Raw genomic sequence first — 11,673 nt, 5'->3', positions numbered from 1 at the left:
CCTACCGGCGGTTCACGGCGGTGAACTCGCGCGCCCACCGGCTCATGTACCACGTGAGGAGGCCGCCGATGACCAGTCCGGCGAGGAGCGCGATTGCGCCCTGAACGAGCGTCGCGCCCGCCTGCGCGGCGACGAGCGCGGCCGACACGCCGACCAGCAGGGTGAAGCCGATTTTGAGCCGGTTGTTGGCGAGCCGCGTCTCGTCGTCGCTCATGCTCGACCCGACCATCGTCCCTCCGAAGTCCCGCAGTGGGGCGGTCGTCGCGCCCGCCCGCGGAGCCTATCGTCCATGCGTGGCTAATGGGAGTGCGAGGGTTTGAAACCGATGACTCCTACTGGAAGCCGCGGTCGATGCCGTCGGACTCGATGAGGTCGTCGAGGTCCGATGAGAGCAACTCGTCGGCGTCCGCGAACTCATCGGAGAGGTCGTCGAGGCGGTCGGGCCGGGCGTCGAACTCGTAGTCCATCGGGCCGAACGCCGGGCTTTCGAGCGCCTCCATCACGTCGGTGAAGAAGTCGTCGGCGGTGGTCGGCGCGTCGGCGTGGACCTTCACGGTCTCTTCGAGTCGCCGCGCCATCGACTCGGCCTGCGACTCGTCTTCGGGCGGTCGCTGGACGGCGAACCGGCCGGCGTCGCCCTCGCCGCCGTCGCGCCGGCGCGGGAACAGCGGGTCGAGGTCGTCGTCGACGCGGCGGGCGACGCGAGCGCCGACGCCGCGGACCTCGTAGGGGTTCTTCGCGTACGTCTTCAGTTGGTAGACGCCGGCGTCGGGGTGGGCGAGAAAGAGGTCTTCGCCGAGGCTTCGGCGGCGACTCCCCGCGACGGCCCGCCACCCGTCGGGGTCGCGGTTGCGGTCGTCGTCGACGACCTCCGAGAGGATGTCCTGCCAATCTCTGACGCGCATGGGAGTGCGTACCGCGCGAGAGAGAAAGAGCGTGACGGTCGGGGGATTCACACACGCGACCTGCCGAACTGCCCGCGCCCACCGACGGCTATTTGCCCGCGCCTCACCCACGCTTTCGACGTGAACCTTCGCGGTCCGCTCGTCGAGGTCGGCGAGCCGCGCGACGTCGAAACGAAGCACGGCGAGCGCTCGCTGGCGGAGGTGACGCTCCGCCCCGAGCGCGGGACCGGAGAGCCGGTGACCGTCACCCTCTGGGGGAAGTGGACCCACGCCGCCGAACACGCCGAACCGGGCATGGACCTCCTCGTCACCGACGCCGAGGAGTCCGAGTACCGCGGCGAGACGACGTATTCGACCGGCTCGGAGTCGTTCGTCGTCGTCGAGCCCGACTTCCTCGTGGACGTGACTGACGTCCGCTCGTGGGTGCAGTGCTCGCGGATGTACTACCTGAACAAGCTCTCGGGCATCCCGCTGAACTACCCGGTTGTGAAAGGGACCATCGTCCACGACGTGTTCGGCGACCTCCTCCGCGGCCGCGACCTCGACTCGTCCATCGACGAGCGCATCGACGAGCGCGGCCTCGAACTCGGCCTGCTCGGCCGCGAGGTCGACGAGGTCGCGGACGAGGTGCGCCGCAACGCCGCCGCCATCGAGGGCTGGCTCTCGCAGGGCGTCCTCACCGACGAGGACGAGTGGCGCTCGGAGTACACCCTCATCTCGCCGACGTTCGGCATCAAGGGCCGCGCCGACGCCCTCCGCCGGGGGTCGCCCGTCGAACTCAAGACCGGTAAGAACCTCAACCGCGACCCGCGGTTTCAGGACAAGATTCAGGCCGCCTCCTACGCGCTCATCCTCGAAGAGCGGGGCGTCCCGGTCGACACGGGGACGCTCCTCTACACGAAGAACACGACGCTCGACCGCACCGAGGAGTCGGGCGACCTCTCGCCGGCGAAGGACTTCTCCATCGGTCGCGGCCTCCTCGAATTCGTCGTCCGCACCCGCAACGAAATCGCGGCGATGGAACACGACATGTCGGTGCCGACCGGCTACGAGGTGAACTCGAAGTGCGAGTACTGCTTCGAGAAGGACACCTGCATGGTCGTCTCCGGCAGGCTCGGACAGGAGTCGAAAGCCGGCGCAATCGGGACTCCGGTTCCCGATGACGAACGCGACTACTTCGACCGCTTCTACCGCGCGGTCGAGGAGGAGCGCCGGGCGGTCCACAACGAGTACCGCAAACTCTGGGACCAGAGCGCCGAGGAGCGCGCCGACGACGACCGGGCGCTCATCGGCCTCGAACCACTCGGCCGGACCGAGCGCCCCGACGGCACGTGGGAACTCCGGGCGGAGCAGACCGACGACGCGGTGTCGAAACTCCGCGCGGGCGACGTGGCGCTCGCCAGCGACGGCCACCCCGTCGAGGGGCACGCCGAACTCGCGCGCATCGTCGAACTCGGCGACGAAATCGTCGTCACGACCGACGAGCCCGTCCCGCTCCGACGCCTCGACGTCTACCCCTCCGAACTCACCGTCGACCGCCTGCTCACCGCCCTCCACGACGCGGTGCTCAAGGGCTCGCCCGAGCGCAAGGACGCCCTGTTCGGCCGCCGCGACCCCGAGTTTGCGGACCGCTCTGCGGGTCGCACGTTCATCGACAACAACGACGCGCAGGACGACGCGGTGCGCCTCGCGGTCGACGCCGACGACCTCGCGCTCATCCACGGGCCGCCGGGGACGGGCAAGACCTACACCATCGCCCGGACCATCCGCGCGCTCGTCGAGGACGGCAACCGCGTCTTGCTCTCGGCCTTCACGAACCGCGCGGTCGACAACGCGCTCGAAGCCCTGCGCGACCAAGGCTTCGAGGACATTGTTCGCGTCGGCACCGAATCGGGCGTCCGCGAGGACATGCAGGACGTGCGCCTCTCGCGGAGCGGCGACCCGAACGCGCTCGCCGCCGCCCTCCGCGACGCGCCGGTCGTCGCCGCGACCACCGCCTCCTGCGGGTCGCGCGTGATGCGCGAGCAGTCGTTCGACGCGGCGCTCGTCGACGAGGCGTCGCAGATAACCGAACCGGGGACGCTCGCCGCCGTCAACCTCGCCGACCGGTTCGTCCTCGTCGGCGACCACAAACAGCTTCCGCCGGTCGTCCGCGCCGAAAACGACCTCCAGACATCGCTGTTCCAGCGGCTCATCGAGACCTACCCCGACGCCTCGGTCATGCTCGACCGCCAGTACCGAATGTCCCAGCGGATTCAGGCGTTCGCCTCCAAGGAGTTCTACGACGGCGCGCTCCGCCCGGCCACGGGGGCCGTCGCGGCTCAGCACCTCCGCGACCTCGGCGTCGACACCGCGGACCTCCCCGCCGAACTCGCGGACCAAGTCTCCTTCGTCGACCCCGACGGCCGTCGCGTCGGCAACACGAACCCCGTCGAGGCTGACCGCGTGGCCGAGGTCGTCGCCGCCTACGAGGCCGCCGGCGTCGACACCGACGACATCGGCGTCATCGCCCCGTTCCGGGCGCAGGTCGCCGAAATCTCCCGCCGAACCGACGCCACCGTCGACACGGTCGACCGGTTCCAGGGCTCCTCGAAGGAGGTCATCGTCGTCTCCTTCGTCGCCACCGGCGAGTTGGACGGCCCGCTGTTCGAGGACCACCGCCGCATCAACGTCGCCCTCACGCGGGCGAAGAAGGCGCTGTGTCTCGTCGGCGACGCCGACGCGCTCGAATCCGACCCGTTCTACGACCGGATGCTCGCGTGGGCGCGGCGGTAAGGGCGTCTCGGCGGCCAATCGACTCTCAGTTCACGTCGATATCGAGGTCCGCCTCGTCGTCGTCGATTTCCGCTTTGACGCGCTCGTGGAACTCCCTGAGCGCCGCGCTCTCGTCTTCGGCGAGGACCACGTCGCTCGCCGTCAGCGTGGCGAGGCCGAACGCCCGCGGCGTCGGCGACGAGACCTGGTGGCCGACCACGTCCACGTCGCCCGCCCGAATCGCCGCAACCGCGTCCTCGATGGCGTCGAGGTTCAGTTTGTCTTCGAGAATCTCGCGGTAGGTCTCTTCTATCACCGCGAACTCGTCGAGGTCCTGTGCGAACGACAGCAGCATCTCCGAGGAGACCTGCTGTTGGGCGGCCGACTTCTCGTAGCCCTTGTAGCGCTTGAGAATCATGAGCGAGCGCGTCGCGTTGATGCGGAAGTAGCGCTTCAGGAGGTCGGTCCCGTCGAGGGCGGCCCGCAGGTCGTCCTCGACTTCCTCGGGGTTGAGGTCGCGGAGGACGCCCGCGAGGTCGACCTTGCGGTTGAGCGGCATCGACAGCGAAAAGCCGTTGTCGGCGACGGCGACCTGCACGTTCGCGTTCGTCCGGCGGGCCGCGTGGTACGCGAGGAGCCGCGAGAGCCCGTCGTTGAACCGCCGGCCGTAGGTGCAATGCACGTAGAAATGCCGGCGGTAGGCCTCGCGGTCGAGTTCGGTCTCGACGACGAGTCTGTCGGGCGTCGCCACGCTCTCGGGGCCGGCGTATCTGACCTGCTCGTCGAACATCCGCGTGACGGCGCGGACGCTGTTCTCGTCGAGCGGGAACTCCCGGAGCCACGACCTGACGGCGGGCGCGCCGCCGGCGTCGAGTCGGTCCACGAGGTCTGCCTGAAATGCCGCGAGTTCGCGGCCGAGGTCGTACGAAAGCGGCAGGCGCTCGGAGAACCACGAGGGGACCGTCGGGCGCTGGGCGGTGCGGTCGACGTACACCTTCGACCCGCGGCGGTAGCGGTACGCGAAGTGGTCGCCGCCGAGGACGAACACGTCGCCTTTCTCCAGCGTGTCGAGGTAGCCCTCGTCGAGCGTGCCGACCCACTGGTCGGCCCCGCGGACCAGCACGTCACAGGTGAAGGAATCGGGAATCGTGCCGATGTTGGTCATGTAGATGACGCGGGCCATCCGACCGCGTTTGCCGATGAGCGGCTCGCCGACGGGGTACTCCTCGTAGTGGTGTTCGCCGTCCGGCGGGTCGTTGGTGTCGCGCCAGATTTTCGCGTAGACGTTCTTGTCTTCGAGGCCGTCGTAGTCGGCGGTGAGATAGCGAAAGAGGCGCTCGAAGTCGTCGTCCGAGAAGTTCCGATAGGGGTAGGCCCGCCGGAGCGTCTCGCGGAGTTCCGACTCGGGGCGAATCGCGTTGATGGCCATGCCGTACACCTGCTGGGCGGCCACGTCGAAGGCGTTCTCGGGGATGAACACCCGGTCGACGAACCCTGACTCGGCCTTCGAGAGCATCACCGCGCACTCGACGAGTTCGTCCCTGTCGAGGGCGATGACGCGGCCTTCGACCGTCTGGCCGAGCTGGTGGCCCGCGCGGCCGACCCGCTGGAGGAGCGCGGCGACGGATTTGGGAGAGCCGACCTGCACCACGAGGTCGATGTGGGGCATGTCGATGCCGAGTTCGAGGCTCGTGGAGGTGGTGACGACGCGAAGCTCGCCGGCCTTCAGCTTCGACTCGATCTCCTGTCTGCGCTCTTTCGAGAGGCTCCCGTGGTGGCAGCCCGAGTTCGACTCGTCGATGTCGTCGAACTCCTCGCGGAGGTTGTGGAGGACGCGCTCCGCGCCAGACCGGGTGTTGGTGAACACGAGCGTGTTCGTGTGCGAGGCGACGAGGTCGTGCAGGCGGTCGTAAAACCGGCTCTGGACCTCGCTTCGGGGCGTCCGAATCAGGTCGTCGGTCGGGCACTCCAGTCGGACGTCGAAGTCGCGGACGAACCGCGTGTCCACGAGTTCGTAGTCGCGGGGGTCGCCGCCCTCGCAACCGACGAGGAACTCCGCGACCGTGTCGAGCGGTTCGACGGTGGCCGAACAGCCGATGCGCGTCGGCGACGACTCGGCGAGGTCCTCCAGTCGCTCCAGCGACACCGACAGGTGCGTGCCGCGTTTGTTCTCCGCGAGGCTGTGAATCTCGTCGACGACGACGTACTCGACGGTTCGGAGCTTCTCTTTGAACTTCGGCGAGTTGAGCAGAATCGCCAGCGTCTCGGGCGTCGTGTTGAGGATGTGCGGCGTCTCAGACAGCATCTTCTGGCGGTCCGCCGAGGAGGTGTCGCCGTGGCGGATGGCGTGTCTGATGTCAACCGTCTCGCCGCGGCCCTCGGCGATGTCGGCGATGCCCGAAAGCGGCTCGGTCAGGTTCCGGTGGATGTCGTTCGCGAGCGACTTCAGCGGCGAGACGTAGAGGCAGTACACCGAGTTGTCGAGGCCGTCGGGCGACCCCCGGTCGCGGCGGAACAGCTCGTTGATGATGGCCGTGAAGGAGGCGAGGGTCTTTCCCGACCCCGTCGGCGCGCAGATGAGGGCGTTGTCGCCGTCGTGGATGTGCGGGATGGCTCCGCGCTGCGGCGGGGTGAAAAAGCCGCCGTTGCCGGGGACGAACTCCCCGAACCGGTCGACCCACCACGCTTGGACGGCGGGCTCCAGCAGGTCGAGGACGTCCTCGTCGGCGACGGACACCGACTCGGGGTCGAACTCGTAGTCGCCGCCTCTCGACGCGAGAAGCGAGCGGCCGCGCCGGGTCATTACCTCGGGGTTAGCCCGCGCGGGTATGAGGGTTGTGCCTGTCCCCGCGGACGACCGACCCGGCGAGCACAAGGACTAACGCCGCCGCCGTGGTAGCTCTGCGCATGCGCGTCACGTTCCTCGGCACCGGCAGCGCGATGCCCGTCACCGGCCGCGCCCAGACCGGACTCCTCCTCGAATCGGACGGCAACGCCCTCCTCGTGGACTGCGGGTCGGGCGTCCTCGCCCGCCTCGCCGAGACGGAAGTCGGCTACGAGGGCGTCTCGTCGGTCCTCCTCACGCACCACCACCTCGACCACGTGTCGGACCTCATGGCGCTCGTGAAAGCCCGGTGGCTCGCCGGCGCTGACAGCCTCGAAATCGTCGGGCCGGAGGGGACGGAAGCCCTCGTCGAGGGGCTGTTCGACGTCCACGACTACCTGCGGGGCCGCCTCGACGTGCAGATTCGGGAGGTCGGCCCGACCGAGTTCGGCGTCGCCGGCTTCGACGTGATGGGGTTCGAAGTCCGCCACTCGATGCCGACGCTCGCCTACCGCTTCAGCAACGAGCGGGGCGAGGCCGATTTCGTCTTCTCCGGAGACACCGAGGCGTTCTCCGCCCTCGGCGACTTCGCCGACGGCGCGAGCGTCCTCGCGCACGACTGCTCGTTCCCGGACGACGTGGACGTGTCGAACCACCCGACGCCGTCGCAGGTGGGCGAGGCGCTCGCCGGTCGGGACATCGATTCGGTCTTCCTGACGCATCTCTACCCCCACGCCGACCGCGTCACCGACGACCTCCGGGCGGGCGTGAGCGAGCGCTTCGACGGCGAGGTCCGAGTCGCAGAAGACGGATTGGTCGTCGAACTCTGAGTCGCGTTCGACGCCGGCTACGCGCTACTCCCCGCGGATGACGGTCCCCGGCGACTCGCCGGCGACGAACGCCGACAGCCCCTCGGGGCCGAACACGTGCGCCGGCGCGCCGAGCGCGAGCAGTTTTCTGACCTTCGCGGCCATGCCGCCGGTCACGTCGGTCGAGTCCGACCCGCCGAGCGCGTCGGCCGCGTCCGCGAACGCCGTAATCTCGGGAATCACGTCGCCGTCGGCGTCGAGGACGCCGGGGACGGTCGAACAGAGCCCGACGCGGTCCGCGCCGAGACCGGACGCGAGCGACACCACGAGGTCGTCGCCGCTGACGATGGTCGCGCCCTTCCCCGCGTGCGCGATGACGTCCCCGTGGAGGACCGGGACGAAGCCCTCGTCGAGCATCGTTTCGGTCGCCGCGAGAGGAAGCGACAGCGAGCCGTCGGCCTCGCGCGCGCCGGCCGAAAGCGGGTGGACCGGCAGGGCCGCGACGCCGCGGTCCGCGAGGGCGTCGAGGACGGCGTCGTTGAGGCGCTTCATCGCGTCGTGGATGGCGCGGACGCCGCGGGCGTCGCGGCTCCCGGAGTCCGAGGAGACGCCGTGTTCGGCGGCGTGGTGGTGGCCGAAGCTCCCGCCGCCGTGGACGACGACGACGCGGCCCGACTCGGCGAGGGTCGAAACCGCGTCCGCCGCGGCCGCCAGCCCCGCCTCGTCCACGGTCTCCGGTTCGTCCTTGTCGGTGACGACGCTCCCGCCGAGTTTGAGGACGACGAGACTCACGCCGAGTCCCCCCGGTCGGGTTCGGAGTCGCCCTCGGCGTCAACCTCGGCCCCGGGCGGCACCTCGACTCTGACGCCCTCGGTGGCGAGTTCGGCGCGGAAGGCGTCCTCGCAGCCGGGGGTGAATCGGAGCGCGGTCTGGGTCTCGGGCGTCGGGTCGAGCGAGACGATACAGCCGCCGCCGCCCGCGCCGGTCAGTTTCGCGCCGTACGCGCCGGCCTCGCGGGCGGCCCACACCATCGAGTCGAGCGAGCGCGAGGAGACGCCGAGAGCTTCGAGCAGGCCGTGGTTGAAGTTCATGAAGCGGCCGAGTTCGGAGAGGAGTTCCTCGGAGGGTTCGTCGGCGTCGGGGTCCGCCTCGGCCAGCAGTTCCTCGCCCCGGCGGACGACGTCGCCGACGGTCGAGACGGTGTCGGCGGCGAAGTCGTACTCCTCGCGGAGCGCGCGGACGCCGGAGACGAGCGCGCCGGTGTCGCCCGCGCCGCCGTCGAAGCCGATGACGAACGGGAGCGGCGGCGCGTCGATGGTCCGGCAGTCGTCGCCCTCGACGCGGACGGCCCCGCCCATCGCCGAACAGAAGGTATCGGCGCGGGACGCCTGTCCGTCTTGGACCTCGTGTTCGGCGCGGTAGGCGCGTTCCGCGATTTCGCGCGGCGCGAGTTCGACGCCGAGTTCGCGGGTCGCGGCGTCGATGCCGGCGACGACGACCGCCGCGGAGGAGCCGAGGCCGGCCCCGAGCGGGATGTCGCTTTCGACGGTGATGTCGAAGCCGGCGTCGGGCGCGTCGGCGGCGTCGCGGGCCTCGTCGACCGCGGCGTCGATGTAGCCCATCGCGGCCTCCACGAGCGGTGCCGGAACGTCCACGTCGGGCCGGTCGCCGGTCGAGCCGCGGTACTCGACGGTGAAGCCGTTGAGACTCAGGTCCTCGGCGCGGACGCGGACGTGGTCGTCCTCGCGGGCGGAGACGGTGACGGTCGCCCGGCGCTCGACCGCGCAGGGGACCGCCGGTTCGCCGTAGACGACTGCGTGCTCCCCGAACAGGTACACCTTGCCGGGAGCGCTCGAAACGGTCATACCCCGGAGTTGCTACGGGATTCGCTTAAGGGTATCCGACCGCGGCCGAACTCGGCGGTGGTGGTCGGCGGTAACGGTCGGGGGACGGCCGCGGAAAAACGGTGTTCGGGACGCCGGTTCAGGCGTCGACTTCGACTTCGTCGCGCTCCTCGTCGGAATCGTCGAGGTCGGCCAGTTCGTCGAGGTCGTCGCCGTCGCCGCGGATGTAGCGGACCGCCGCCGCGATGCCGACGAGCAGGACCAGCCCGACGAGTAGCCCCAGTCCGGGACGGCCGCCCGACTCGGCCTCGTCGGTCTCGTCAGCCTCGTCGGCGTCGAATTCGGCGTCGTAGTCGTCGTTCGATTCGTCGTCGGTTTCGAGTTCCGCGTCAGCGCCCTTGGAGAGCAGCGGCGCGCTGTTGGTCGGGCTGAACTCGAAGCCGTCGTGCAGGTGAACCTCGAAGAGGGTGAAGTCGGCCATACCCATCAGTACGCTCACAAGATGGATATGCCTTGTGGCGACGGGGGGATTCGAGCCTCGCGGGACGCTCCGAACCGCGACGCCCAGACCGGCTTCCGGTGGGGTGTGCTGGATTCGCTGTGTTCTTGTCCCGCCGCCCGCGAACGTCCGGTATGGACGACGACCGACGCGCCTTCCTCGAAGACCTGCTCACCACACCCAGTCCGTCCGGCTACGAGGTCGCCGGCCAGCGCGTGTGGGTGGACTACGTCTCGCAGTTCGCCGACGACGTGACGGTCGACGACTACGGCAACGCCGTCGCGGTCCACGAGGGAATCGGCGGGGGCCCCGAAATCGCCTTCACCGGCCACGCGGACCAAATCGGCTACATCGTCCGCGACATCGACGACGACGGCTTCGTCCGCATCGGCCCCATCGGCGGCGCGGACCGCACCGTCTCGAAGGGCCAGCACGTGACGGTCCACGGCGACGACGGCGACGTGGCGGGCGTCATCGGCCAGACGGCCATCCACCTCCGCGACGTGGGGAGCGAGGAGTACGACGACCTCGAAGAGCAGTTCGTCGACATCGGCGCGACGAGCAAGGGCGACGCGAAGGACCACGTCGAAGTCGGCGACCCCGTGACGGTCGAAGCGCGGGTCCGCGACCTCGCGGGCGACCGCGTCGCGGCCAACGGGATGGACAACCGCGTCGGCACGTGGTCGGCCGCGGAGGGCCTCCGCGCCGCCGTCGAGGCCGACGTGGACGCGACGGTGTACGCCGTCAGCACGGTACAGGAGGAAGTCGGCGTGCAGGGCGCGAAGATGGTCGGCTACGACCTCGACCCCGACGCGATGGTCGCCGTCGACGTGACCCACGCCACGGACAACCCCGACGTGCCCGGCAAGCGCAAGGGCCCGGTCGAACTCGGCGAGGGACCGGTCGTCTCCCGCGGGAGCGCGAACCACCCGAACGTCGTCTCGCTCGCCCGCGACGCGGCCGAGGAGGCCGACATCGGCGTGCAGTTGCAGGCCGCCGGCGTCCGCACGGGCACCGACGCGGACGCCTTCTACACGAGTCGCTCCGGCATCCCCTCGCTCAACATCGGCATCCCGAACCGCTACATGCACACGCCCGTGGAGGTCGTCTCCACGAGCGACCTCGACGACGTGGCCGCGCTCCTCGGGTCGATGGCCGCGCTCGCGGGCGACGTGGACTCGTTCGGCGTCGACCTCTAAGCGGGACGTCGCCGAGCGGCGTCTCGCCTGTGCGTAGTTGTCGCATACGGCTCCGGCCGAAAGAAAACCGTTAAAAGTCGCCACACGGTGTTTCCACGTATGGCTGGAACTATCGAAGTACTCGTTCCCGGCGGGAAGGCGAACCCCGGTCCGCCGCTCGGCCCGGAACTCGGCCCGACCCCCGTCGACGTGCAGGACGTCGTCAACCAGATCAACGACCAGACGTCCGCGTTCGACGGCATGGAAGTGCCCGTCACCGTCGAATACGACGACGACGGCTCGTTCAGCATCGAGGTCGGCGTCCCGCCGACGGCCGCCCTCATCAAGGACGAAGTCGGATTCGACACCGGCAGCGGCGAACCCCAGGAGAACTTCATCGCCGACATGTCCATCGAACAGCTGAAGAAGGTCGCAGAGCAGAAGTCCTCTGACCTGCTTTCGTACGACCTCAAGAACGCCTCGAAGGAAGTCGCCGGCACGTGCGCGTCCCTCGGCGTCACCGTCGAAGGCGAGGACGCCCGCACGTTCAAAGAGCGCATCGACGGCGGCGAGTTCGACGACTACTACGACGACGAGTAATCGTCTCGGACCCGCCTCGGCGGTTCGAACCGCCCTTTCCGTCGGGCCGAGCCGACTCGGCCCGCTTTCTTCTCTCCACGGACCCGACTCGACCCGGAGCGGCCCGACCGTCGACGGCCTCACGTCGCTCGCGTGCCCGCCGGTTCGCATGTGTGGCTGTGGCACGCGAAACCCCCGAATTCGGGGGTTTCGGCTCCCGTGGTTCGACGGACTTAAGTTGAGCCTACTCGTCCTGCCGGACGAGGCAGGCAGTAGCCTGT

10 protein-coding genes are annotated in these 11,673 nt (G+C 69.4%); 4 read left to right on the top strand and 6 right to left on the bottom strand.

Features of this window, described 5'->3' with window-relative positions:
* Nucleotide 1 precedes the first annotated feature (1 nt).
* Both NDI65_RS07740 and NDI65_RS07735 read right to left on the bottom strand, forming a co-directional pair.
* Entirely contained in the window at nucleotides 2-229 is a 228-nt protein-coding gene (locus NDI65_RS07740) for a hypothetical protein (protein ID WP_089777458.1), read from the bottom strand.
* Between the two features lie 103 nt (nucleotides 230-332).
* Nucleotides 333-905, bottom strand: a complete 573-nt coding sequence (locus tag NDI65_RS07735) for a hypothetical protein (RefSeq protein WP_089777457.1) — start codon at nucleotides 903-905, stop codon at nucleotides 333-335.
* A 120-nt stretch (nucleotides 906-1,025) separates the two neighbouring features.
* Here NDI65_RS07735 and NDI65_RS07730 point away from each other — a divergent pair, with 120 nt between their 5' ends.
* On the top strand, nucleotides 1,026-3,680 hold the full coding sequence (locus NDI65_RS07730) for an AAA domain-containing protein (protein ID WP_310893540.1): 2,655 nt from the start codon (nucleotides 1,026-1,028) through the stop codon (nucleotides 3,678-3,680).
* Nucleotides 3,681-3,705: 25 nt separating this feature from the next.
* Here NDI65_RS07730 and NDI65_RS07725 read toward each other — a convergent pair whose 3' ends face one another.
* Nucleotides 3,706-6,462, bottom strand: a complete 2,757-nt coding sequence (locus NDI65_RS07725) for an ATP-dependent helicase (RefSeq protein WP_089777455.1) — start codon at nucleotides 6,460-6,462, stop codon at nucleotides 3,706-3,708.
* Nucleotides 6,463-6,566: 104 nt separating this feature from the next.
* Between NDI65_RS07725 and NDI65_RS07720 the strand changes: the two genes are divergently transcribed.
* Nucleotides 6,567-7,313: an MBL fold metallo-hydrolase gene (locus tag NDI65_RS07720; RefSeq protein ID WP_089777454.1), complete on the top strand. Its 747-nt coding sequence runs from the start codon at nucleotides 6,567-6,569 to the stop codon at nucleotides 7,311-7,313.
* Nucleotides 7,314-7,337: 24 nt separating this feature from the next.
* Here the strand turns inward: NDI65_RS07720 and NDI65_RS07715 are convergent, their stop codons facing one another.
* The 3 genes from NDI65_RS07715 to NDI65_RS07705 all read right to left on the bottom strand — a co-directional run bounded on the left by NDI65_RS07715 (nucleotide 7,338) and on the right by NDI65_RS07705 (nucleotide 9,617).
* Entirely contained in the window at nucleotides 7,338-8,084 is a 747-nt protein-coding gene (locus NDI65_RS07715) for an isopentenyl phosphate kinase (protein WP_089777453.1), read from the bottom strand.
* Nucleotides 8,081-9,157: a mevalonate kinase gene (gene mvk, locus NDI65_RS07710; RefSeq protein ID WP_310893539.1), complete on the bottom strand. Its 1,077-nt coding sequence runs from the start codon at nucleotides 9,155-9,157 to the stop codon at nucleotides 8,081-8,083. Before mvk ends, NDI65_RS07715 begins: the two co-directional genes overlap by 4 nt.
* A gap of 118 nt (nucleotides 9,158-9,275) precedes the next feature.
* A complete protein-coding gene (locus NDI65_RS07705) occupies nucleotides 9,276-9,617 on the bottom strand; it encodes a hypothetical protein (RefSeq protein ID WP_089777451.1) in 342 nt (113 codons plus the stop codon).
* 152 nt (nucleotides 9,618-9,769) lie between these two features.
* Here NDI65_RS07705 and NDI65_RS07700 point away from each other — a divergent pair, with 152 nt between their 5' ends.
* Both NDI65_RS07700 and NDI65_RS07695 read left to right on the top strand, forming a co-directional pair.
* The gene (locus NDI65_RS07700; protein WP_310893538.1) at nucleotides 9,770-10,834 is read left to right on the top strand and encodes a M42 family peptidase; all 1,065 of its coding nucleotides are present in this window, start codon (nucleotides 9,770-9,772) and stop codon (nucleotides 10,832-10,834) included.
* 99 nt (nucleotides 10,835-10,933) lie between these two features.
* Nucleotides 10,934-11,413: a 50S ribosomal protein L11 gene (locus NDI65_RS07695; RefSeq protein ID WP_310893537.1), complete on the top strand. Its 480-nt coding sequence runs from the start codon at nucleotides 10,934-10,936 to the stop codon at nucleotides 11,411-11,413.
* The last annotated feature ends 260 nt before the right edge of the window (nucleotides 11,414-11,673 follow it).

It is taken from the genome of Haloferax sp. S2CR25 (genome assembly GCF_031624535.1).
Taxonomy (GTDB): domain Archaea; phylum Halobacteriota; class Halobacteria; order Halobacteriales; family Haloferacaceae; genus Haloferax; species Haloferax massiliensis.
Note: the sequence above shows the minus strand (reverse complement) of the source record. Positions and strands in the feature narration are given on the sequence as shown.

What these genes read in the sequence shown, in the direction of transcription:
- mvk (WP_310893539.1), bottom strand. Translation starts at nt 9,157, where the DNA reads ATGACCGTTTCGAGCGCTCCCGGCAAGGTGTACCTGTTCGGGGAGCAC.
- NDI65_RS07695 (WP_310893537.1), top strand. Translation starts at nt 10,934, where the DNA reads ATGGCTGGAACTATCGAAGTACTCGTTCCCGGCGGGAAGGCGAACCCC.
- NDI65_RS07725 (WP_089777455.1), bottom strand. Translation starts at nt 6,462, where the DNA reads ATGACCCGGCGCGGCCGCTCGCTTCTCGCGTCGAGAGGCGGCGACTAC.
- NDI65_RS07700 (WP_310893538.1), top strand. Translation starts at nt 9,770, where the DNA reads ATGGACGACGACCGACGCGCCTTCCTCGAAGACCTGCTCACCACACCC.
- NDI65_RS07740 (WP_089777458.1), bottom strand. Translation starts at nt 229, where the DNA reads ATGGTCGGGTCGAGCATGAGCGACGACGAGACGCGGCTCGCCAACAAC.
- NDI65_RS07705 (WP_089777451.1), bottom strand. Translation starts at nt 9,617, where the DNA reads ATGGCCGACTTCACCCTCTTCGAGGTTCACCTGCACGACGGCTTCGAG.
- NDI65_RS07735 (WP_089777457.1), bottom strand. Translation starts at nt 905, where the DNA reads ATGCGCGTCAGAGATTGGCAGGACATCCTCTCGGAGGTCGTCGACGAC.
- NDI65_RS07720 (WP_089777454.1), top strand. Translation starts at nt 6,567, where the DNA reads ATGCGCGTCACGTTCCTCGGCACCGGCAGCGCGATGCCCGTCACCGGC.